Below are 22,623 nucleotides of genomic sequence, written 5' to 3'. Positions count from 1 at the left end.
TTGTGCGCGCGTCTTCCCGCGTGCGCGCCCTCGGAACCGGATAGACGCGGAGATCGCCCCCCGGGTTGCCCGCGTCCGGCGTGCGCGATGATGGACGGGTCCCGCCTGCGATTTTCGGAAGGTTCCCATGGCACCGCGCATCCTGCTGGCCCGGCACGGACAGACCGCGTGGTCGCTGTCCGGCAAGCACACCGGCCGGACGGACGTGCCGCTGCTGGAGGAGGGCCGGCAGGGGGCCAAGCTGCTGGGCGAGCGCCTGCACCGGGCGCCGAACGACGGGCTGCCGGACGTCGAGGTGCGCACCAGCCCGCTGTCCCGCGCGCGGGAGACCTGCGAGCTGGCCGGCTTCGGCGACCGCGCCCGGAACTGGGACGCGCTGCTGGAGTGGGACTACGGGGCGTACGAGGGGATGACGCCCGCGGAGATTCAGGCGGTGCGTCCGGGCTGGCTGATCTGGCGCGACGGCGTCCCCGAGGGCGAGACGCTCGCCGAGGTCACGGCCCGCGCGGACGAGGTGGTCGCCTGGGCGCGCTCCGCCGACCGGGACGTGCTGGTCTTCGCCCACGGCCACGTCCTGCGCTCCATCGGCGCGCGCTGGCTGGGGCTGCCGCTCGACTTCGCGGCCCGCATCCGCCTGAACCCGACGTCCCTGTCGGTCCTGGGCTGGGCCTACGGCGAACCGGCCCTGGAGAGCTGGAACGACGTGGGGCACCTCGTCCCCTGACGCGCGTGTCACTTCACGCACGTGTCACTTCACGCACGTGTCACTTCACGCACGTGTCACTTCACGCGCGCGCAACTCCACGCGCGCGCAACTCCACGCGTGCGTCACGTCACGCGCGCGTTCAGGCGCGTGACGCGGCGGTACCCGCCGTGAGGATCCCCTCGACGCCGTGCAGGAGGGTCTCGCAGACCAGCTCCGGGTCGAAGAGGCAGCCGGCCGCCATGGCGCCGTCCCTCAGCATCACGAAGTGCCGTCCCGCCGCGTCGGCGGGCTCGATGCCCGCCCGCCCGAGCAGCTCGGTGACGGTCTCCAGGAACCACTGCCGGTGGTCGAGCACGGCCCGGTGCACCGGGTGGTCCGGGTCGGGGAACTCCGCCACCGCGTTGAGGAACGCGCAGCCGCGGAAGCCGGGGGAGCGGATGCCGTCGGCGATGGCCCGCGCGACCGCCCGCACGTCGTCCGCCGGAGTGGCGTCCGGCTCCCGCGCGCCGGCGACCTGCGCCCGTATGCCCTGGTCCGCCTGGTCGAGATAGGCGAGGACCAGCTCCTCCTTGCCGCTGAAGTGCCGGTACAGCGTGGCCCGGGTGACCTGGGCCTCCTCGATGATCCGGTCGACGCCCACGGAGTGGATCCCCTCGGCGTAGAAGATCCGCGTCGCCGTCCCGAGCAGCCTGGTCCGCGCCTCGGACGGCTTGCCGTTTCGTGTGCCCCGACTCATGGGGCCGAGCGTACCAAAACTGAGAGGGAGAACGTTCGGTCTTGACGAGTGTGGGGTGGGCCACCTTCAATAAGGGGAGACCAAACGTTCTCCCTTCTCTTTCGCGGGTCCGCCCGCCACCCGAAAGGCACCCTCGTGGACACCCTCGTCACCGCCCCGGCACCCGCACCCGCCTCCGCTCCCGCGGCCCTGCGCAGGCTGTACTTCGTGCGCTTCGCCTTCGCGGCCGTCTGGGCCGCCCTGCTGTTCGCCACCGCCGACACGCTGGGCCCGCTCAGTGCGTCGCTCCTCGTGCTCTATCCGCTGTTCGACGTCGCGTGCGCGGTCGTCGATGTGCGGTCCGCGGCGGCGGACGGCGGTCCGGTGCGCCACCTGTACCTGAACATCGTGCTGAGCGCCCTCACGGCCGTCGGCCTGGCCGTCGCCGCCACCTCCGGCATCCCGGCGGTGCTGCGGGTCTGGGGCGCCTGGGCCGTCACCGCCGGCCTGGTCCAGCTCGTCGTCGGGGTCTCCCGGCGCCGTATGGGCGGACAGTGGGCGATGATCGCCAGCGGTGGCATCTCGACCCTCGCGGGTGTGTCGTTCGCCGCCCAGGCCGGCGGCGCCGACGCCTCCCTCAAGACGCTCGCCGGCTACGCCTTCCTCGGGGGCGTGTTCTTCCTCGTCTCCGCCCTCCGCCTGGGACGCGCCACCCGGCGCGCGTGACCCGCCCCGAGCCCCGCGGGTCCCATCGGCGTCCCCCCGGCGCCGGCGGGGCCCGCAGCTTCCCGTCGGCGCAGGACCCCGGTGAGCGCGACGGATCTCGGCCCGGGCGATTCCGTGCCGGTCCGTCCGCCGCGGGGTCAGATCATGCGCGGCAGCGAGGCATGACGGTCCAGGAACTCCGAGACACCGGACGCGCGGCGGTGCGGAAGCAGCACACGCGAGGTGCCGGACAGCATCGTGCGCACGCGGGACGACTGGACCTCGGTCAGCAGGTCGAGGGCGCGCATCCCGGCCTGCGCCGCCTCGTCGGGCAGGCCCCCGCGCGCCAGGTCGTCGGCCAGTTCCGCCGTGTACAGCGCGATGTTGCGGGTGAAGTGCGGGTCCTGGAGCTCCGCCGCCCTGCGCGCGTGGCGTGCCGCGCGCGGCCAGTCGCCCAGCGTGGACCAGCACTGGGCCTCCAGGCCCTCCAGCTCGGCCTCCCCGTAGAAGCTCATCCACTCGGGATCCGCCTCCGAGGTGCCCCGCTGGAAGTAGGCGTGCGCACGGGCCAGCGCCTGCTCGCACCCCGCGCGGTCGGCGAGCCCCGCCCAGCCGCCCGCCTCGCGCAGCGCCAGCAGCGACATCAGCCGGGGCGAACCGAGCGGCCGTGCCGCCCGCTGGGCCGCCTGCGCCGCCCGCACCGCCTCCCGGGGCCGGCCCGCGTCACGGGCGAGGAACGCCGTGTTGCAGAAGGCGTGCGCCTCCAGCCCGGCGTCGCCCGTCACGCGCGCGGTGGCGAGCGCCTCCGCGTAGTGGGAGCGCGCGTCGTCGAAGCGGCCCGAGTCGTGCGCCAGCCAGCCCACCGAGATGGCCAGCTCCCCGGCGCCCGAGTACAGCCGGTCCGCCGTGCGCTGCCGGGTCGCCCCGGCGTCGAGCAACGCGTACGCGGCCCGCAGCGGGGCCGCCGCGCGGCGGTAGAGCCCGTCCGCGCCGTGCCGGTCGTCGAGCAGCCGGATCCGGCGCACGGCCTCTTCCAGGGCGCACGCCTCTCCGGTCCCCGCGCGGCGCACGGGGCGCTGCGCCGCCGAGGCGTCGGGGGCGAGCCCGTAGGGGCTCAGCGTGGCGGCGGCCACCGTGGCGCCCCCGCCGGTCATGAATGCGCGACGCAGCACGTCGCTCTCCTCGTGGTCGTGCGGGTCGTACTCGTCGTACGTGTCGTACCGGTTGTGCGTCTCATACGGTTCGCACGCCCCGCTGTTCTCACTCGTGGCGTTCGGCGGGTCCTCCGTGCGGGCCGCGGGGACGTCCCCGGCGGCCCGGTTCCGGCGCCCGCGGACCGACGAGCGGGGCGCGAAGCCCAGGTCGGTCAGCGTGCGGCCGGGGAACATGTGCAGGAACACCCGCTCGTAGGCGTAGTTGGGGCAGCGGATCTCGCCCGCCTCGACCCGGTGCACGTACCGCGCGTCACAGCTGACCCGCTCGCCGATCTCACGGGCGGCCCGCCGTACCGCCGCGGCGAACTCGGCCGGCGAGCGCGCTCCGCGCAGGTGCCGGAAGACGAGGTTCGGCCGCGGTGGCCGAGCTGGCTGGGACGAGGGCACCGATGACGACGCCATGGCCGGGTCCTCTCTGCGAACCGTCGAACCATGCCGGGACCGGGGTGGCTTGTCCGAGTGCCACCCTGTTTCCGGCGGGCATGAACGTACCTGCTGTGACGGGCTGGGTACGCTGAGTTTGGCCACATACCGGATATGTCATCCGTGATCTGCCATGAAGTGCCATCCTTTGCGGCGGACTTCTGCCGTAGCCCTTGACGACGCGACTCGTTGAGTTCAGTGGACCGGGAGCCCCCCGACTCCCGACCCTCGTCCGAGCAGGATTCGTGGTGGAGGCCGGGATGATGACGACCAGTCGGAAGAACGACCCTTTGGAACCCGCCGGTCCGGACTGCGACGTGGTCACGGTCCCGGCCCGGCAGGGCCTGGAGGCGGTGGACATCCTGCGGCGCGGAGCCGGTGACGCGGTGGGCCCCGTGCTGCACGACGGCGGCGGTGACACCCTCGGCTTCCTGGTGCCGCCGGGCACCGCGGCCGCCTGGGACGTCCCCGGCAGTGTCTGCACGGAGACCGACGGCCGTGGACTGCGGCTGGCGCCGGACGTGCCCGAGGAGGGCTCGGACTGGCTGGTGCCGCCCGGCGAGGCGGACCTGGCGACGGACCCGGCGGTGCTGCGTGAGGCACTGGGCGAGGCCCAGCGGATGATCGAGGCGGCGGACAGCTGCAGCTGACGGACGGCCGCACCTGGACGGACAGCGCTGCCCGTGCGGGCGGCCCCGCCTGAGCGGAGAGGCCGTACCTGAGCGGGGGACCGCTGAGCGGGCTGGGATACCTGAGCGGAGGATCGCCCCGAGTGGGCAGGCATACCTGAGCGACGTACCGCAGACGAGTGGGCAGGCGCACCTGAGCGGGTGGCCCCGCCTGAGCGGGCAGGCCGCACCTGAGCGGGGGGCCGCTGAGCGGGCTGGGATACCTGAGCGGAGGATCGCCCCGAGTGGGCAGGCATACCTGAGCGACGTACCGCACACGAGTGGGCAGGCGCACCTGTGCGGGTGGCTCCGCTTGAGCGGGCAGGCCGCACCTGAGCGGGGGCCGCTGAGAGCGGCTGGGGTACCTGAGCTGAGGACCGCCCCGACGGGGGAGACGCATCTGAACGGAGCGCCGCACCCGAGTGGGCAGGTGTCCCTGAGCGCGCCGGCAGTCGCAGTTGTGCGGCCGGCCGACGGGGCGTGCGTTCCGCCTGGGACAATGAGCCCATGGGTAGGGCCAGGAGCAGTGGACGTGGGCAGCCGGCCGCCGAGGCCGTCACCGAACAGGTCGACGGAGGGCTCGCCCAGCTCGTCCCGGACCGCGACCGGCCGCGGGCCTGGACGCTGCTGATCGACGGTGCGCCGCAGTCGCACGTCGACCTGGACGACCCCGCGTACCTCTCCTTCGAGTACCAGCGCCGCTTCGGGCACGTCGTCGACCTCGTCCCCCCGGCCGGCAAACCGCTCCAGGCCGTGCACCTCGGCGGCGGCGCCTTCACGCTCGCCCGGTACGTCGCCGCCACCCGGCCCCGCTCCACCCAGCAGGTCGTCGAGCGCGACGCGGCCCTGGTGCATTTGGTGCGCCGCGAACTGCCGCTGGACACCCGGGCGCGGATCCGGGTGCGGGCGACGGACGCCCGTGAGGGGCTCGCCAAGGTGCCCGACGGCTGGGCCGGCCTCGTCGTCGCCGACGTCTTCAGCGGGGCCCGCACCCCGGCCCACCTGACCTCGATCGAGTTCCTCGACGACGTCCGCCGGGCCCTCGCCCCGGGCGGCGTCTACACCGCCAACCTCGCCGACGGGCCCCCGCTCGCGCATTTGCGCGGCCAGATAGCCACCGCCGCCGCCCGGTTCACCGAACTCGCGCTCATCGCCGACCCGGCCGTGCTGCGCGGCAAGCGGTTCGGCAACGCGGTCCTGGTCGCCTCCGACGCGCCGCTGCCGCTCGCCGAACTGACCCGCCGGGCCGCCTCCGACGCGCATTCCGGCCGGGTCCTGCACGGGCGGGAACTGCTCGACTTCACCGGCGGCGCGGCCCCGGTGACCGACGCGGCGGCGGTCGCGTCACCGGCCCCGCCGGCGTCCGTCTTCCGCTGAGTGTTCCGAACCGCGCGGCGCGGAGCCGACGTTCGCCCGGGCCGGCCCCGACCCGCGCCGAACTCCCGCAGACGCGGCCTCAGTACGTGTTGATCTCCACCCGTGGCGGGCCGTCGTGCCAGGTGCAGAACACCGAGACCCGGTCCGCGCCGGAGGCGAACTCCACCCGGATCCACGTCTCCGTCTTCCACACCTGCATCGACCAGCCGGCGCCCGGAGTCGCCGACACCAGTGACGCGGAGGCCTGGCCGATGTCGAACACCGCCCGGCCGCCCCGGGTGTCGTAGCCCTTGACCTCGCCGGCCGCGGTCGTCGGCGGCGCCGCGGGCGTGCCGGCGGGGGGAGGGGTGCGCGAGGGCGTCGGGTCCGGTGTGCGGGAGGGCGTGGCGGGTCCGTCCGACGGGGTAGGGGACTCCGCCGTCTCCTTCTCGTCCTTCGACGGCTCGACGGACGGGCGCCGGGTGGAGGAGGACACCGCCCGGGCCTGCTCCTCGCCCGCCGGGATCGGCAGGGCGCGCGGCGGGTCGTAGGCGGTGCCCTCCATCACCGTGCTGACACCCCACCACGACAGCGTGACCGCCGCGCCCGTGGCGAGCAGCCAGGCCAGTACGTGAAGGAGTCCTCTGCGCATCGTCGGGCCATACTGCCCCACACGCCCCACCCGTGTCGCGCCCCGGGAAGGCGCGGAAGGCCCGTCCACAGGCCTTCGGGAAGCTCGTCCGGAGTTGTCCACAGGCCCGGGCCGACCTCGCCCGGCATGGCGTACGGTGCCGCCCATGGCAAGTGTTCTCGTGGTCGAGGACGACCAGTTCGTACGTTCGGCGCTCATACGGCAGCTGACCGACGCCTCGCACACCGTGCGCAGCGTCGGCACCGCGCTCGAGGCGCTGCGCGAGGTCGCCCATTTCCGCTTCGACGTGGTCGTCCTGGACCTCGGACTGCCGGATCTCGACGGCTCCGAGGCCCTGAAGATGCTCCGCGGCATCACCGACGTACCGGTCATCATCGCCACCGCACGGGACGACGAGACGGAGATCGTGCGGCTGCTCAACGCCGGTGCGGACGACTACCTGACCAAGCCCTTCTCGGTGGAGCACCTCTCCGCCCGGATGGCGGCCGTGCTGCGCCGTGCCCGCTCCGGCGGCGCTGAGGCGGCGCCCTCGCCGGTGATCCGGGTGGGCGGGCTCACCGTCGACCCGCTGCGCCGTCAGGCCGAGCTGGACGGCGTCCGGCTCGACCTGACCCGGCGCGAGTTCGACCTGCTCGCCTTCCTCGCCGGGCGGCCCGGCGTGGTCGTGCCCCGCCGGGAGCTGCTCGCCGAGGTGTGGCAGCAGTCCTACGGCGACGACCAGACCATCGACGTCCATCTGTCCTGGCTGCGCCGGAAGCTGGGGGAGACCGCCGCGCGGCCCCGCTACCTGCACACCCTGCGGGGCGTCGGCGTGAAGCTGGAGCCGCCGGCGACCGCCGCCGGGGGCGCGCACACGCCCGGAGCGGAGCCACCCCGATGAGATGGGCCCTGGTGAAGGTGTCGCTGGCGGTGACCGTGATGGTCGTGGTGGCCTTCGCGGTCCCGCTCGGTCTGGTCATCCGCGAGATGGCCCGCGACCGTGCCTTCGCCGGTGCCGAGCGGGAGGCGGCGGCCGTCGCGCCCGCGCTGTCCATCACCACCGACCGCGCCCAGCTGGAACGGGTCGTCGCCTCGGCCGGTTCCGACGCCGCCATGGCCGTGCACATCCCGGCGAGCGGCGGCGGACAGGCCCTCGACATAGGGGAGCGGCGCGCCTCCGACGAGGACATCGCCGCCGTGCGGGAGCTGGGCCGTGCCTCCACCTCCTCCGTGCCCGGCGGGTCGGCGCTGCTCCAGCCGGTCGCGCTCAGCTCCGGTGAGATCGCCGTCGTCGAGGTGTTCGTGCCGGAGTCCGCGGTCACCAACGGCGTCGGCACGGCGTGGGCGGTCCTCGCGGCCGTCGGCGTCGCCCTGATCGTCGGCTCGGTCGCGGTCGCCGACCGGCTGGGCGTGCGGATGGTGCGGCCCGCCCAGCGGCTCGTTGAGGGGGCGCACGAACTGGGTGAGGGCAAGCTGGGCGCCCGGGTGCCCGAGGAGGGGCCGACCGAACTGCGCCTCGCGGCCGTGGCGTTCAACTCCATGGCCGACCAGGTCGTCCAGCTCCTCGCCAACGAGCGGGAGCTGGCCGCCGACCTGTCGCACCGGCTGCGTACCCCGCTGACCGTGCTGCGGCTCAACGCCGCCTCGCTGGGAGACGGCCCGGCCGCCGAGCAGACCCGGGCGGCGGTCGAGCAGCTGGAGCGGGAGGTGGACACCATCATCCGCACCGCCCGGGACGCCAAACCGCAGACGGCCGCCGCCGGACCGGGCGCGGGCTGCGACGCGGCCGAGGTGGTGCGCGAGCGGATGGCGTTCTGGTCGGCGCTCGCCGAGGACGAGGGCCGCAAGTGGCGCGTGGCGGGGGCGGACCGGCCGGTGCGCATCCCCGTGGCCCGCACCGACCTGGCCGCAGCCCTCGACGCCCTCCTCGGCAACGTCTTCCGGCACACCGCCGAGGGCACCGCCTTCGCCGTCGACGTGCACAACGGCGAGGACGCGGTGATCGTCCTCGTGTCCGACGCGGGCCCCGGGATAGCCGACCCCCAGGCGGCGATGGCCCGCGGCCGGGGCTCCGGCAGCGACGGCTCCACCGGGCTCGGCCTGGACATCGTGCGCCGCCTCGCCGAGTCGACCGGCGGCGACGTACGGATCGGTTCGTCGGTGCTCGGCGGGACCGAGGTGCGCCTGTGGATCCAGCTCGACGGGCGCGAACGGTCCCCGCGCCGACGTGGTCACCGGGGCAGTGTCCGGCGGCGCAGACCCGGCCGCGCGATCCTGTCCTTTAACCGCTCCCGATCCCTTCCTTAAGCGGACCCTAAGATCCCCGACCGCCTCCCGGATCAGGCGAGTTGTCCGATTCCGGATCGCTAGCGTGCTGCCGCACACCCCCCACGAGCGGCGACGAAGGCAGGCACGCGATGAGTACGCACCGGCGCAGGATCAGCGGCAGGAACAAGGCGATCGGCGCGGTGACCGCCGCGGCCGTGGCCGGCGGCGGGGCGTTCCTGTTCACCAGCACCGCGCAGGCCGCGGGCGTGGGCGCCGCGTACACCCGGACCAGCGAGTGGCCGACCGGCTACACCGCCCAGTACGTGGTGACCAACAACAGCGGCGGGAGCGGCGACTGGACGCTGGAGTTCGAGCTGCCGGCCGGCACCGAACTCGGCTCGCTGTGGAACGCCGAGTCGCGGGTGAGCGGCCGGCACGTCACCGTGACGCCCCCGAAGTGGGACGCCGACGGCCTGGCCGCCGGCGAGTCCGTCACCGTCGGCTTCGTCGTCAAGGGCACCGCCGACCCCACCGGCTGCCTCGTCGACGGCGCCGCCTGCGGCGAGGGCGGGCCCGCGCCGGAGCCCAGCGGCCGCCCCACCGGCACCCCCACCCGGCAGCCCACGCCCACCGAGGAACCCACCCGCCCCGGTGACCCCACCACCGGACCGGCCCCCGAGCCCACGCGGACCACCGGCGGCTCGGCGGACGGCGCCGGCTTCGCGCCGTACGTCGACACCTCCCTCTTCCCCGCCTACGACCTGCTCGCGAGCGCCGAGGCGACCGGCGTGAAGGAGTACACCCTGGCGTTCGTCACCGACGGCGGCGGCTGCACCCCCAAGTGGGGCGGCACCGGAGGCCTCGGCGACAACGCCGTCGCCGGGCAGATCGGCGCGCTGCGCGCCGTGGGCGGCGACGTCCGTGTCTCCTTCGGCGGCGCGGCCGGCTCCGAACTCGGCACCACCTGCGCCTCGGTGGACGCGCTCACCGCCGCCTACACCGAGGTCGTCGACACCTACGGGCTGACCAAGGTCGACTTCGACGTCGAGGGCGGCGCCCTGCCGAACGCGGGCGCCAACACCCGCCGCGCCCGGGCGATCGCCGCGCTGCAGAAGTCCCACCCGGACCTGGACGTCTCCTTCACCCTGCCGGTCATGCCGGAAGGACTCACCCAGGACGGCGTGAACCTGCTCACCGACGCCGAGCGCAACGGCGTGCGGATCGACGCCGTGAACATCATGGCGATGGACTACGGGCCCGCCTACAGCGACGACATGGGCACCTACGCCGAGCAGGCCGCCACCGCCACCCAGGCCCAGATCAAGGGGGTCCTCGGGCTCGGTGAGGCCGAGGCGTGGAAGACGGTCGCGGTCACCCCGATGATCGGCGTCAACGACGTCGTCACCGAGATCTTCACGGTGCAGGACGCCACCCAGCTGGTGGACTTCGCCCGGTCCAAGGGCCTGGGCCGGCTGTCGATGTGGTCCGGCACCCGCGACCAGCAGTGCCCTGGCGGGGAGAAGCCTGCCGCCGACGCCACCTGCAGCTCGGTCCTCCAGGAGAAGTTCGCCTTCTCGAAGGCGTTCGCGGCCTACAACTGAGCCGCCCGGACCCCACGAAGGGTGTCCACGAGCCACCGCGGACAACGGGGACGCGCGTGCCCCGGCCGGACCTCCCCCCACCCGGCCGGGGCACCCGTGCGTCCGGTGGCAGGTCCGGACGCGCACGAGCGGGGCGCGGCACTCCCCAGGGACGCCGCGCCCCGCCCCCCGAACCCGCGCCCCGTTCCTCCCGGAGACCTGAGGGCCGGTCAGATGCCCTCGGGCTCCGGAAGCTCACCCGACTTGGCCGCCCGCGCGTACCACAGGGCGCTGGACTTCGGCGTCCGCTTCTGGCTGACGTAGTCGACGTACACGGCGCCGAAGCGCTTCTCGTAGCCGTAGGCCCACTCGAAGTTGTCCAGCAGCGACCACAGGAAGTAGCCGCGCACGTCCGCGCCGTCGGCGATCGCCCGGCGCACCGCGGAGAGGTGGCCGTGCAGGTAGGCGACGCGCTCGGGGTCGTGGACCTTGCCGTCGGCGTCCGGCTTGTCGTCGTAGGCGGCGCCGTTCTCGGTGATGTAGAGCGGCAGGCCGGGAGCCTCGCGGTGGTAGCGCATGATGAGCTCGTGCAGGCCGGTCGGGTCGACCGACCAGCCCATCTCGGTCTGCTCGCCCGGCGACTGGTGGAAGGCGACGTCGTCCGAGGCGGGCCACGGCGAGTGCTCGCTGGCCCCGTGGCCGTCGGCGCGCGGGCCCTTGTCGTCCGGGTCGGCGGCCGACACCAGGGTCGGCGTGTAGTAGTTGAGGCCCAGCGCGTCGATCGGCTGGTGGATCGTGTCCAGGTCGCCGTCCTGGATGCACGACCAGTCGGTCACCGACGACGTCGCCTCCAGCAGCGTCTCGGGGTAGGCGCCGTGCAGGATCGGGCCGTGGAAGATGCCGCCCGACAGGTCGTCGATCTTGCGGGCCGCCACCACGTCCGCCGGGTTCCGCGGCGACAGCGGGCGCACCACGGAGGTGTTCAGGCTGAGGGAGATCTGGCTGCGGGCCGGGAGCACCGTGCGCAGCGCCTTGGTGCCCAGGCCGTGGGCCAGGTTCAGGTGGTGGGCGGCCTTCAGCGCGGCGGCCGGGTCGGTGCGGCCGGGCGCGTGCACACCGGAGGCGTACCCGAGGAAGGCGCTGCACCACGGCTCGTTGAGGGTCATCCAGGTGTCCACGCGGTCGCCGAGCGCCTCGCCGACGATCTGCGCGTACTCGGCGAAGCGGTAGGCGGTGTCGCGCTCCGGCCAGCCGCCGGCGTCCTCCAGCTCCTGCGGGAGGTCCCAGTGGTAGAGCGTGACGGCCGGCTTGATGCCCTTCGCGAGCAGCTCGTCGGCCAGCCGGCGGTAGAAGTCCAGACCGCGCTGCACGGCCGGGCCCCGGCCGGTGGGCTGCACCCGCGACCAGGACACGGAGAAGCGGTAGGCCTGCAGGTTGAGGTCCGCCATCAGCGCCACGTCGTCGCGGTAGCGGTGGTAGTGGTCGACAGCGATGTCACCGGTCTCGCCGCCGGCGGTCTTGCCGGGCGTGTGACTGAAGGTGTCCCAGATGGAAGGGGTACGTCCGTCCTCCCGCACCGCCCCCTCGATCTGGTACGCGGAGGTCGCGGCGCCCCAGAGGAAGGCCGGAGGAAAGGTCACCGGGGTCGCCGGCGTGGCGGAGTCAGACATGGAAGCGCTCCCATGGAGGTCGCATAGAGGTCGTTGGAGACCGACGAATACGTAAGGAGAAGGAAGGGGGCCGAGACGGCGGCGACCCGGCCCCACGGGTGTCGGGGTGTCAGCCCTTCACGGCGCCCTGCATGATGCCGCCCACGATCTGCTTGCCGAAGATCGCGAAGACCAGCAGCAGGGGCAGCGTGCCCAGCAGCGCGCCCGCCATGATCAGGGACTGGTCGGGGGTGTAGCCGCGGCCGAGCCCCGCGACGGCGACCTGCACCGTCGGGTTGCCCGTCTGCGTCAGCACCAGGAACGGCCACAGGAAGTCGTTCCACGCCTGCACGAACATCAGCATGCCGAGCACGGCCATGGCCGGCCGCGCGGCCGGGAAGACCACGTGCCACACCACGCGCCAGCTGCTCGCGCCGTCCACCCGGGCGGCCTCGATGACCTCGTCGGGCAGCGCCTGCAGCAGGTACTGCCGCATGAAGAACACGCCGAACGCGCTGACCAGCGACGGGAAGATGACCGCCTGCAGCTGGTCGGTCCAGTCGAGCTTGGCCACCATCATGTACAGCGGGATGATGCTGAGCTGCGGCGGAACCATCATCGTGCCGATGACCAGCAGCATCAGCGCGTTGCGGCCCTTGAACCGCAGCTTGGCGAAGGCGAACCCGGCGACCGTCGACAGCACCACGATGGTCACCGCGGAGATGCCCGCCACGATGGTGGTGTTGAGGAAGGCCTCGCCGAGGTTGGCGTCCTTCCAGGCGATCTGCAGGTTCTTGAACAGGTTCGAGCCGAACCAGAGCGGCGGGGGGTTCTCCGCCAGACGCTGGTTGTCACGGGACGCGGCGATCGCGGTCCACACCAGGGGGAACAGCGACACGAGCGTGAACACGATCAGGACCGCGTAGGCGATCGGACCGCCGTGCAGGGTGCCGCCCGCCCGCGCCGACTTCGGCAGGCGCGAGCGCTTCTCTTCCTTGACGATCGGTGTCTCGGGGGGCGTCACAGTCGTCGTCACGGCCACACTCCTTAACTGCTGGCGCGCAGCCGGCGCGAGATGAGCTGGTTGATGAGGCCGATGACGATCAGGATCGCGAACATGGTCCAGGCGATCGCCGAGGCACGGCCCAGGTGCTGGTTGACCCAGCCCTGTTCGTACAGGTACAGGCCGAGCGTCTGGAACTGGTGCTCCGCGCCGCCCGACGCGCCCTTGTTGGGGTCGAACAGCAGCGGCTCACCGAAGACCTGGCTGGCGCCGATCGTCGAGACCACCACGGTGAACAGGATCGTGGGACGCAGCGAGGGCAGCGTCACGTGCAGGAACTGCCGCCAGCGGCTGGCGCCGTCCAGCGCCGCCGACTCGTACAGGTCCTGCGGGATGGCCTGCATCGCGGCGAGGTAGATCAGCGCGTTGTAGCCGGTCCAGCGCCAGATGATGATCGTGGACACGGCGATCTGGCCGGGCCACTTGTCGTCCTGCCAGCCGATCGGATCGATCCCGACGGCGTCGAGCACCCAGTTGATCATGCCGTAGTCACGGCCGAAGAGCAGCACGAACACCAGGGTGGCGGCGGCGATCGAGGTGGCGTACGGCGCGAGCATCGCGACCCGCCAGAAGGTCGAGGCGCGCAGCTTGTAGTTCAGGATGTGGGCGATGCCCATGGCGATCATCAGCTGCGGAACGGTGGAGATGATGCCGATGGTCAGGGTGTTCTGCGCCGCGTTCCAGAAGAAGTCGTCGTCGAAGATCCGGGTGTAGTTCTTCAGCCCGACCCAGTTCATGTCGGTCGGCGCGGTCAGCTCGACCTGGTGCAGCGAGGCCCAGCCGGTGTAGATCAGCGGGAACAGCCCGAAGGCCGCGAACAGCAGGAAGAACGGAGCGACGAACGCGTAGGGGCTGAAGCGGGCGTCGCGCTGCCAGCGGCGGGACAGTTTGGCCCGGCGCCTGCCTTCCTTGTCCTCGGAAGGGCTGCCGGGCGCACGGCCCGGGGCCGCGCCCCCCTTGACGGGGGACGCGGCGGTGTCGGAACGGGTGGCCATGCGGGTCACTTGTCCAGGTTGTTGTCGATGGTCTTGGTGGCCGTCTCCCAGGCCTCCTTGGCCGACTTGCCCTTCGTCACGAGGATGACGCCGTTGTCGGTCAGACCCTGCTGGATGATCTGGTCCTTCGGGCCGATCACCTGGACGGGGATCTGCTTGGCGGCCTCGGAGAAGATCGTGCCGATCGGGGCGTCACCGGTCATCTCGTTTTTCGCGCCGGTCACCTCCGGGCTGTCGAACGCGGCCGTGGCGCTCGGGAAGGAGCCCTGCACCTTGAACAGCTTCGCCTGCTGCTCGGGCGCGGTCAGCCAGGCCACCAGCTTCTGCGCCTCCTCGACGTTCTTGCCGCTCTTCGGCACGCCCAGGAAGGAGCCGCCCCAGTTGCCGGACTTCGGGGCCACGGCGACGTCCCACTTGCCGGCCGCGTCCGGCTTCGACTTGCCCTTGATGTAGCCGAGCATCCACGGCGGGCAGGCGACGGTGGCGAACTTGCTGTTGGCGATGGTGGTGTCCCAGGCCGGCTGGAACTGCGTCTGCGACTGGACCAGGCCCTTCTCGGCCGCGTCCGCGGTCAGGTCGAAGGCGGCCTTGACGGCCGGGTTGGTCTTGTAGATGACCTCGCCGGACGCGTCGTAGAACTTCTCCTTCTCACTGCTGAGGACGGCGTTCAGCAGACCGCCGGGGGAGTCCATGAAGAAGGTGTCCTTGCCGGCGGCCTTCTTGTACTTCTCACCGGTCGCGAGGAACTTGTTCCAGTCGCCCGCCCACAGCTTGCCGACCTCCTCGCGCTCGCTCGGCAGGCCAGCCTTCTCGAAGAGGTCCTTGCGGTAACAGATGGCCATCGGGCCGACGTCGGTGCCGAGGGCGATGGTCTCGCCGCCCTTGGCCGTGGCCTGCTCCCACTTCCAGGGCAGCCAGCCGTCCTTCTTCACACCCTCGACCTTGGACATGTCCGTGAACTTGTCCGCCTGGGTGCCGACGACCTCGGCGATGTTGGCGACCTCGATCGCCTGCACGTCCATCAGCCCACTGTTGGTGGTGAGGTGGTTGACGAGAGCGGGGTAGTAGTTCTCGTTCCGCTCGACGACGTTTTCCTCGATCTTGATGTCCGGGTTGAGCTTCTCGTACTCGGCGTAGAGACCCGCCTCCTTGAAGCCCATGGTGCCGAACAGACCCAGGGTGATCTTGGTCTTGCCCTCGCCGGACGAGGAACCACCGGAGCTGTCGTCGCCGCCGTCGTCGGCGCAGCCGGCCAGCAGCCCGGTGCCCAGCGACACCACGGCCGCGACGGCCAGCGCCCGGCGGGCGAAGGGCTTCCCCCCGCCCGACCGCTGCCTGGTGAGGGGCAGGGTACGTGCTCGCATTGCGTCCTCCTGTTGCCCTGACGTGCCGACCCCCCGGCCAACGGCGTTGTTGACCCGTATTCTGCGCGTTGCGGCTCGGGCGGGGAACGTGCGGGTTGTGTATGTGTCAGGTACCGTGGGAGCGCTCCCACAAGTGATGTGTTGAAGAGTCGCGGGTCCGGGCGGGGGTGTCAAGGGAACAGACACCGCAAAGTGCGTTCAGTTATCTGCCCGTTAACTTGGCCGGGGGGACCGTCCTTCGGAACGCCGGAGTCCGCACGGTCGCCCTCGCGGGGTGGTCACCGTCACTGCCGGGGCTGTTACATTCCAGGCCAGCGTGACACACAAAGGAAGGCGGGGCGGATGGCAAGCCACGGAGTGCGGGGCCGAAGTGGTGGCCGCCCCACCCTCGAAGAGGTGGCAGCACGCGCCGGAGTGGGCCGTGGCACGGTTTCCCGGGTGATCAACGGCTCGCCCCGGGTGAGCGACGCCACACGCGCCGCCGTGGAGGCGGCCGTCGCCGAGCTCGGTTACGTCCCCAACACCGCGGCCCGCGCCCTGGCGGCCAACCGCACCGACGCCATAGCCCTCGTGGTGCCCGAGCCCGAGACCCGGTTCTTCACCGAGCCCTACTTCTCCGACATGCTCCGCGGGGTCGGCGCCGCCCTGTCCGACACCGAGATGCAGCTGCTGCTGATCTTCGCGGGCAGCGACCGGGAGCGGCAGCGGCTCGCCCAGTACCTGGCCGCGCACCGGGTGGACGGGGTGCTGCTGGTCTCGGTGCACGCCGACGACCCGCTGCCCGACATGCTGTCCCAGCTGGAGATCCCGGCGGTGATCAGCGGCCCCCGCTCGGCGGAGGAGACGCTCACCTCGGTGGACTCCGACAACTACGGCGGCGCCCGGCAGGCCGTCGAGCATCTCATCGGCCGGGGCCGCCGCACCGTCGCCCACATCACCGGCCGCCTGGACGTCTACGGCGCCCAGCGTCGCGTCGACGGCTACCGGGACGCGCTGCGCGACGCGGGACACCCGGTGGACGAGCTGCTGATCGAGCCGGGCGACTTCTCCGAGGGCGGCGGCCGGCGCGCGATGGAGGCCCTGCTGGAGCGCCGCCCCGACCTGGACGCCGTGTTCGCCGCCTCGGACGTCACGGCGGCCGGTGCCCGTCAGGCGCTGCGCGAGGCGGGCCGCCGCATCCCGGACGACGTGGCGCTGGTCGGGTACGACGACTCGGCGATCGCCCGGCACATGGACCCGCCGCTGACCAGCGTGCGCCAGCCGATCGAGGAGATGGGCCGGGCGATGACCGACCTGCTGCTCGCCGAGGTCGCCGACCGCCGTCCGACCGCGACGCGGGAGCTGGAGCGCCGTCAGATGGTGCTGGCCACGGAACTGGTGGAGCGCGCGTCGTCCTGAGCGGCGCAGGGGGCGGGGCGGCTGCCCGCCGTCCGCCCCTCTTCCGTCCGGAGCGTACGGGGACGCCCCGGAGACGTCCGGAAACGCCGACAGCCGGTGACCTCTTGCGAGGTCACCGGCTGTCGTGGTGAGGGTGAGTGACGGGACTTGAACCCGCGACATCCTGGACCACAACCAGGTGCTCTACCATCTGAGCTACACCCACCATGGACCGGTTCCGTGGAGGTCAGTGACTTCCCTGACCGGCCGAGAAAAAGTGTACAGGGTCCGAAGGGGTGCTCGCGCCCACCTTTCCGCGCGGCCCCCCTGAACCCCCTCCGTACACCTACTGAGCAGGCAGGACGTGCTTCGCGGCGATCTTTTTCGCGGTGTCGGAGTCGGGTCCCGGCTGGGGCACGAAGACGGCCTCGCGGTAGTACCGCAGCTCCGCGATGGACTCGCGGATGTCGGCGAGCGCGCGGTGGTTGCCGTTCTTCTCGGGACTGTTGAAGTACGCCCTCGGGTACCAGCGGCGGGCCAGTTCCTTGATGCTGGACACGTCGACGATCCGGTAGTGGAGGTAGTCCTCCAGGGTCGGCATGTCACGCAGCAGGAAACCGCGGTCGGTACCGACGGAGTTCCCGCACAGGGGCGCCTTGCCGGGCTCCTTGACGTGCTCCTTGATGTAGGCGAGGACGCGCTGCTCGGCGTCCTCCAGCGTCGTGCCGTCCGGCAGCTCCTCGAGCAGCCCCGACGCGGTGTGCATCGCGCGCACCACCTCCGGCATCGTCTCCAGGGCCCGCTCCGGCGGGCGGATGACGATGTCGACGCCCTCGCCGAGCACGTTCAGCTCGGAGTCGGTCACGAGGGCGGCCACCTCGATGAGCGCGTCGTCCGACAGCGAGAGGCCGGTCATCTCGCAGTCGATCCACACCATGCGATCGTTCATGTGTCTAACCATACGGGGCGCGGCGTGGTGCCGGACCGGGTGGTGAGGCGGGGATTCCCCGGATGTCCGCGCACAGCGATGAGGGCCGGAGGCACACGGCCTCCGGCCCTCACGGCGGTCACCTCACGGCGCGCTGCGCTGCCCCGGTACGCCCGGGGCCGCGGCGGTCAGGGACGGGCCCAGGGAACCGGCCGCCGCCGTACGGCGGGACTGGTGCGGGACCGGGCTGTCCGGGTGCGGCGACGACGGCACCGGATGTCCCGTGTGGGCCGGCTGGCCGGACGGGACGGGCCCCGGGGAGCCGGGCGTGTTGTCGGGGTCCTGGCCGCGGTCCGCCTGCGGGCGCCGTGCGCGGTACGCGGCCCGGTAGGCGGCCGGGGACGAACCGAGCTGGCGCCGGAAGTGTCCGCGCAGCGCGACCGGCGAGCGGAAGCCGCAGCGGCCGGCCACCTCGTCCACCGAGTAGTCCGACGTCTCCAGCAGGCGCTGCGCCTGGAGCACCCGCTGCGTGATCAGCCACTGCAGCGGGGCGCTGCCGGTCAGCGAGCGGAACCGGCGGTCGAAGGTGCGGCGGCTCATGTACGCGCGGGCGGCGAGCGTCTCCACGTCGAACTGCTCGTGGAGGTGCTCCAGCGCCCAGGCGACGACCTCGGCGAGCGGGTCGGCGCCGATCTCCTCCGGTAAAGACCTGTCGAGGTAGCGCTCTTGGCCGCCGCTGCGGCGCGGCGGGACCACCAGGCGCCGGGCGAGCGCGCCGGCCGCCTCGTTGCCGTGGTCCGTGCGCACGATGTGCAGACACAGGTCGATGCCGGCCGCCGTGCCCGCCGACGTCAGCACGTCCCCGTCGTCCACGAACAGCTCGCGTGGATCGACGTGCACCGACGGATAGCGCTTGGCCAGCGTCGGCGCGTACATCCAGTGGGTGGTCGCGGGACGGCCGTCCAGCAGGCCAGCCGCCGCGAGGACGAAGGCGCCGGTGCACAGCCCGACGATGCGGGCGCCCTCCTCGTGGGCACGGCGCAGTGCGTCCAGTGCCTCCTCCGGTGGCGGGGAGGTGATCGATCGCCAGGCCGGCACCACGACGGTGCCCGCCCGGGATATCGCCTCCAGGCCGTGTGGCGCGGTGAGTTCCAGGCCCCCTGTGGTCCGTAGCGGGCCGTCCTCGCCGCCGCACACCAGCAGGCGGTAGCGCGGCACGCCGGCGTCCTGGCGGTCAACCCCGAACACCGACAGCGGTATGGAACTCTCGAAGATGGGGCCGCCGCTGAACAGCAGCACCGCGACGATCTCCTTGCGGCGGCGCCCGGAGAGTTTCCTGGCAGCGGTTTCCGGCGCGGCAGTGGAGTCGTGGCTCATCCTGCTAAGCCCCCCTCGGTGGTCGCGGCTCCTCGGTTGTGTCGCTCCTGCACGTTTCCCCTCGGTCCTGCACGAGTCCCCCGCCGTAAGACAGTCAAGATCGAATCTACTGTGTCCCGTCGTGCACCGCTGGCCAGTTCGGCACTCGGTGCATTGTCGACTTGGCAACTTGGCGTAAAGCATTCGATCACGAAGCGTTGCACTCGCGCGCCGCGCAGGGAAGTGCGCCTTGTCGCGGTGGCCAAACCGCATAGGGTGCGCGGGGCTCGTGAGTCCCTCTTCGTGCAGGTGGAACGTGGGTTGGGGGGTGGTCACGGCAGGGGATGCGCCAGGACCGGAAGTTGGCTGAAAAGAGACGGGCGTGGGTGCGGAAACCGGTCAACCGGCCGGTGTCTGTCCGCCGTCACGCGGGGCGTACGCCCGCGCCCTCGTGCCCGCTGCCCGGCGCCGTCCGTACCGGTTGCGTGACGGGACCGACGGCGTTTCCGAGGCCGCCCGTTGGGAGCGGCGCAGCAGCAGCCGGCAGGCGGCCGTGACGGCCGCCAGGCCGCACGCCACTCCGGCCGCCCCGGCGAGCGAGGAGCCGCACCACAGCAGGACCACGGGGACCAGCAGACAGCTGAAGACCGCCCAGCGGAGCAGGTCGTCCGCGGGGTCCCGCGGGGGCGTCGTGGGGTGCGGGCCGGGGGCGGCCGGCGGTGCGGTCCGGATGCCGGCCGGGGACGGGTTCGGGCTGAGGCCGGGGACGGTCTTCGGGCTCCGGTCGGTGGGGGCGGGGCCGGGCATGGGGTGCTCCCCTGGGGCGTGGTTCACGGGAGTCCAACGGCGGGGCGGGCCGTCGGTCACCGCTTTCGGGGCCGGACGGCTCTTGCGTTCTGCGGGGACCCACTCTGGCCGTCGAGCGAATACCGCGCAAACCGCCTGTACAGGCCAGCAACCGTTGCGTCGCGGGCGACCCTCGTGCATGCTCCGGGGAACCCGCCTTCCGGCTCGCGCGGGATCTGGGCCTGGGAGGCGTGCCGCCGTACCCTTGGGGGTATGGGTTGGGAAGATACTTCCCGGACAGCTCCGCCGCACACTGTCGTCCCCACAAAGGATCACAACCCCGAGACAGCCATGGCCGGTCACGAATTCTTCGAACCCGCGGACCGCAAGCGGCCGGTCGCCGATCCGACGGCGGCCGAACCCCTGGCGGCGGAGGAATCACGCCATGCGCGCGATCCCGCCTTCCGGCACGGGGTGGTGGTCGGCTTCGACGGCTCCACGTCCAGTGAGCGGGCCCTCGCGTACGCCATCGGCATGGCGCGCCGCTCCGGGTCCGGACTGATCATCGTCCATGTGGCGAACCGGCTGCCCACCACGGTGTGGGCGGGGTGCGAGCCGCCGGTCTTCGTGGACGTCCCGGACCACCGTACGGAGGTGCTGGGGCTCGAGCTCGCCTGTGCGGATTATCTGGCCGAGGTGCCGTGGATCCTCGTCGAGCGGGGCGGGGACATCTGCCACGAACTCGAAGAGGTGGGGCGGGAGTACGAGGCCGATGCGATTGTCGTGGGTTCCACCCACGGGCTCGTGGGGCGGCTTTTCGGCTCGGTGGCGGGGAGGTTGGCGAAGCGGGCGCAGCGGCCTGTTGTCGTCATTCCATGACGTGAGGTGATGTGGGCGGGCCCCCATGTGTTGTGGCAACACGTGGGGGCCCGTTCCTGTTGCATGGCCTGTGCGGGTGGGTGGGGGCTTGTCGCGCAGTTCCCCGCGCCCCTTACGGGGCGCCGCCCCTCAGGGGGTGATTACTCGACCGTGACCGACTTGGCGAGGTTGCGGGGCTTGTCGATGTCCCGGCCGAGGGCCAGGGCCGTGTGGTAGGCGAGGAGCTGGAGCGGGATGCCCATGAGGATCGGGTCCAGCTCGTCCTCGTTCTTGGGGACCAGGATCGTGTGGTCCGCCTTCTCCTGCTCCTGGTGCGCGACCGCGACGATCCGGCCGCTGCGGGCCTTGATCTCCTCCATCGCCGCGCGGTTCTTCTCCAGCAGGTCGTCGTCCGGGACGATCGCCACGGTCGGCAGGGCCGGCTCGATCAGGGCCAGCGGGCCGTGCTTCAGCTCGGAGGCCGGGTAGGCCTCGGCGTGGATGTAGGAGACCTCCTTGAGCTTCAGGGAGGCCTCACGGGCCACCGGGTAGCCCCGGACGCGGCCGATGAAGAGCATCGAGCGGGCCTCGGCGTACTCCAGGGCCAGCTTCTTGATCTGCTCCTCCTGCTCCAGCATCTCGGCGATCTGGGCGGGGAGGCGGCGCAGGCCCTCGATGATCCGCTTGCCGTCGCGCACGGAGAGGTCGCGGGTACGCCCCAGGTGCAGGGCGAGCAGCGCGAAGGCGACCGTGGTGTTGGTGAAGCACTTGGTGGAGACGACGCAGACCTCGGGGCCGGCGTGCACGTAGACGCCGCCGTCCGCCTCACGGGCGATCGCGGAGCCGACCACGTTGACCACGCCGAGGACCCGGGCGCCCTTGCGCTTCAGCTCCTGGACGGCGGCCAGCACGTCGTACGTCTCGCCGGACTGGGAGACCGCGACGTACAGCGTGTCGGGGTCGACGACGGCGTTGCGGTAGCGGAACTCGGAGGCCGGCTCGGCGTCGGCGGGGATGCGGGCGAGCTCCTCGATCATCTGCGCGCCGATCATGCCGGCGTGGTACGAGGTGCCGCAGCCGAGGATCTTCACGCGGCGGATGCGGCGGGCCTCGCGGGCGTCAAGGTTGAGGCCGCCCAGGTGCACGGTGGAGAAGCGGTCGTCGATCCGGCCGCGCAGCACGCGGTCCACGGCCTCGGCCTGCTCGTGGATCTCCTTGTGCATGTAGGTGTCGTGGCCGCCCATGTCGTAGGAGGCGGCCTCCCACTCCACGGTGGTGGGCTCGGCGGTGGTGCGCGTGCCCTCCGTGGTGTAGGTGCGGAAGTCGTCGGCCGTGAGGGTGGCCATCTCGCCGTCGTCGAGGGTGACTATCTGGCGGGTGTGGGCGACCAGCGCGGCGATGTCCGAGGCGACGAACATCTCCTTCTCGCCGATGCCGAGGACGACCGGGGAGCCGTTGCGGGCGACGACGATGCGGTCGGGGAAGTCGGCGTGCAGCACGGCGATGCCGTAGGTGCCCTCGATGAGGCGGACGGTCTCGCGGACCTTGTCCTCGAGCTTGTCCGCCGTCGAACGGGCGATGAGGTGGACGAGGACCTCGGTGTCGGTCTCGGAGAGGAACTCGACGCCGTCCGCCTCCAGCTTGCGGCGCAGGTCGCCGGCGTTGTCGATGATGCCGTTGTGGACGACGGCGACCTTGCCCTCGGCGTCCAGGTGGGGGTGGGCGTTCACGTCGGAGGGGGCGCCGTGGGTGGCCCAGCGGGTGTGGGCGATACCGGTGGTGCCCTTGAAGCGCGCCGGGACCTTGGCCTCCAGGTCACGCACCCGGCCCTTGGCCTTGACCGTCTTCAGCGTCCCGGTCTTCGGGGCGGTGACGGCGATGCCCGCCGAGTCGTAGCCGCGGTACTCCAGACGCTGCAGCCCCTCGAGCAGCAGGGGGGCGACCTCACGCCTGCCGATGTAACCGACGATTCCGCACATAC

General features: G+C 72.2%; 20 protein-coding genes and 1 tRNA gene. 9 read left to right on the top strand and 12 right to left on the bottom strand.

Features of this window, described 5'->3' with window-relative positions:
- Positions 1-127 precede the first annotated feature (127 nt).
- Positions 128-724 carry a histidine phosphatase family protein gene (locus F3L20_RS27380; protein ID WP_150156594.1) on the top strand — a complete coding sequence of 199 codons (597 nt, stop codon included), beginning with the start codon at positions 128-130 and terminating at the stop codon, positions 722-724.
- A gap of 121 nt (positions 725-845) precedes the next feature.
- Here the strand turns inward: F3L20_RS27380 and F3L20_RS27375 are convergent, their stop codons facing one another.
- Positions 846-1,442 (bottom strand): TetR/AcrR family transcriptional regulator, encoded by a 597-nt coding sequence (locus F3L20_RS27375; RefSeq protein ID WP_150156593.1) that lies wholly within the window; start codon positions 1,440-1,442, stop codon positions 846-848.
- Between the two features lie 135 nt (positions 1,443-1,577).
- On the opposite strand from F3L20_RS27375, the gene F3L20_RS27370 reads away from it, so the two are divergent.
- Entirely contained in the window at positions 1,578-2,147 is a 570-nt protein-coding gene (locus F3L20_RS27370) for a hypothetical protein (protein WP_150156592.1), read from the top strand.
- Positions 2,148-2,284: 137 nt separating this feature from the next.
- On the opposite strand, the gene F3L20_RS27365 is transcribed toward F3L20_RS27370, so the two are convergent.
- Complete coding sequence (locus F3L20_RS27365) at positions 2,285-3,742, bottom strand: hypothetical protein (protein ID WP_150156591.1); 1,458 nt, start codon at positions 3,740-3,742, stop codon at positions 2,285-2,287.
- A 284-nt stretch (positions 3,743-4,026) separates the two neighbouring features.
- Here F3L20_RS27365 and F3L20_RS27360 point away from each other — a divergent pair, with 284 nt between their 5' ends.
- Entirely contained in the window at positions 4,027-4,413 is a 387-nt protein-coding gene (locus F3L20_RS27360; protein WP_382687032.1) for a hypothetical protein, read from the top strand.
- 525 nt (positions 4,414-4,938) lie between these two features.
- Positions 4,939-5,808, top strand: a complete 870-nt coding sequence (locus F3L20_RS27355) for a spermidine synthase (RefSeq protein WP_150156589.1) — start codon at positions 4,939-4,941, stop codon at positions 5,806-5,808.
- A gap of 79 nt (positions 5,809-5,887) precedes the next feature.
- Here the strand turns inward: F3L20_RS27355 and F3L20_RS27350 are convergent, their stop codons facing one another.
- Complete coding sequence (locus tag F3L20_RS27350; RefSeq protein ID WP_150156588.1) at positions 5,888-6,439, bottom strand: hypothetical protein; 552 nt, start codon at positions 6,437-6,439, stop codon at positions 5,888-5,890.
- Between the two features lie 145 nt (positions 6,440-6,584).
- Between F3L20_RS27350 and F3L20_RS27345 the strand changes: the two genes are divergently transcribed.
- The 3 genes from F3L20_RS27345 to F3L20_RS27335 all read left to right on the top strand — a co-directional run bounded on the left by F3L20_RS27345 (position 6,585) and on the right by F3L20_RS27335 (position 10,287).
- On the top strand, positions 6,585-7,319 hold the full coding sequence (locus tag F3L20_RS27345; protein WP_186568220.1) for a response regulator transcription factor: 735 nt from the start codon (positions 6,585-6,587) through the stop codon (positions 7,317-7,319).
- Complete coding sequence (locus F3L20_RS27340) at positions 7,316-8,725, top strand: sensor histidine kinase (RefSeq protein WP_150156587.1); 1,410 nt, start codon at positions 7,316-7,318, stop codon at positions 8,723-8,725. Before F3L20_RS27345 ends, F3L20_RS27340 begins: the two co-directional genes overlap by 4 nt.
- Before the next feature lie 110 nt (positions 8,726-8,835).
- Entirely contained in the window at positions 8,836-10,287 is a 1,452-nt protein-coding gene (locus F3L20_RS27335; RefSeq protein ID WP_150156586.1) for a cellulose binding domain-containing protein, read from the top strand.
- A 209-nt stretch (positions 10,288-10,496) separates the two neighbouring features.
- Here F3L20_RS27335 and F3L20_RS27330 read toward each other — a convergent pair whose 3' ends face one another.
- The 4 genes from F3L20_RS27330 to F3L20_RS27315 form a co-directional block, all read right to left on the bottom strand.
- Entirely contained in the window at positions 10,497-11,936 is a 1,440-nt protein-coding gene (locus F3L20_RS27330) for a GH1 family beta-glucosidase (protein WP_150156585.1), read from the bottom strand.
- Between the two features lie 109 nt (positions 11,937-12,045).
- Complete coding sequence (locus F3L20_RS27325) at positions 12,046-12,951, bottom strand: carbohydrate ABC transporter permease (protein WP_150156584.1); 906 nt, start codon at positions 12,949-12,951, stop codon at positions 12,046-12,048.
- An 11-nt stretch (positions 12,952-12,962) separates the two neighbouring features.
- Positions 12,963-13,973: a carbohydrate ABC transporter permease gene (locus F3L20_RS27320; RefSeq protein ID WP_150156583.1), complete on the bottom strand. Its 1,011-nt coding sequence runs from the start codon at positions 13,971-13,973 to the stop codon at positions 12,963-12,965.
- A gap of 5 nt (positions 13,974-13,978) precedes the next feature.
- The gene (locus F3L20_RS27315) at positions 13,979-15,337 is read right to left on the bottom strand and encodes an ABC transporter substrate-binding protein (protein ID WP_145827635.1); all 1,359 of its coding nucleotides are present in this window, start codon (positions 15,335-15,337) and stop codon (positions 13,979-13,981) included.
- Between the two features lie 342 nt (positions 15,338-15,679).
- Here F3L20_RS27315 and F3L20_RS27310 point away from each other — a divergent pair, with 342 nt between their 5' ends.
- Entirely contained in the window at positions 15,680-16,735 is a 1,056-nt protein-coding gene (locus tag F3L20_RS27310) for a LacI family DNA-binding transcriptional regulator (RefSeq protein WP_145827636.1), read from the top strand.
- A gap of 132 nt (positions 16,736-16,867) precedes the next feature.
- Here F3L20_RS27310 and F3L20_RS27305 read toward each other — a convergent pair.
- The 4 genes from F3L20_RS27305 to F3L20_RS27290 all read right to left on the bottom strand — a co-directional run bounded on the left by F3L20_RS27305 (position 16,868) and on the right by F3L20_RS27290 (position 19,805).
- Positions 16,868-16,940: transfer RNA gene (locus F3L20_RS27305), tRNA-His, on the bottom strand.
- Positions 16,941-17,060: 120 nt separating this feature from the next.
- On the bottom strand, positions 17,061-17,663 hold the full coding sequence (gene orn / locus F3L20_RS27300) for an oligoribonuclease (RefSeq protein WP_145827637.1): 603 nt from the start codon (positions 17,661-17,663) through the stop codon (positions 17,061-17,063).
- A gap of 123 nt (positions 17,664-17,786) precedes the next feature.
- Positions 17,787-19,019: a helix-turn-helix domain-containing protein gene (locus F3L20_RS27295; protein WP_150156582.1), complete on the bottom strand. Its 1,233-nt coding sequence runs from the start codon at positions 19,017-19,019 to the stop codon at positions 17,787-17,789.
- A gap of 378 nt (positions 19,020-19,397) precedes the next feature.
- Positions 19,398-19,805, bottom strand: coding sequence for a hypothetical protein (locus F3L20_RS27290; RefSeq protein ID WP_150156581.1), 408 nt, complete (start codon positions 19,803-19,805; stop codon positions 19,398-19,400).
- Positions 19,806-20,135: 330 nt separating this feature from the next.
- Here F3L20_RS27290 and F3L20_RS27285 point away from each other — a divergent pair, with 330 nt between their 5' ends.
- Entirely contained in the window at positions 20,136-20,663 is a 528-nt protein-coding gene (locus F3L20_RS27285) for a universal stress protein (protein WP_150156580.1), read from the top strand.
- Positions 20,664-20,803: 140 nt separating this feature from the next.
- On the opposite strand, the gene glmS is transcribed toward F3L20_RS27285, so the two are convergent.
- Positions 20,804-22,621 (bottom strand): glutamine--fructose-6-phosphate transaminase (isomerizing), encoded by a 1,818-nt coding sequence (gene glmS, locus F3L20_RS27280; RefSeq protein WP_145827639.1) that lies wholly within the window; start codon positions 22,619-22,621, stop codon positions 20,804-20,806.
- Positions 22,622-22,623: the final 2 nt, after the last annotated feature.

Origin of the sequence: Streptomyces tendae (assembly GCF_008632955.1) — a bacterium.
In the GTDB taxonomy this organism is placed as follows: Bacteria; Actinomycetota; Actinomycetes; order Streptomycetales; family Streptomycetaceae; genus Streptomyces.
Note: the sequence above shows the minus strand (reverse complement) of the source record. Positions and strands in the feature narration are given on the sequence as shown.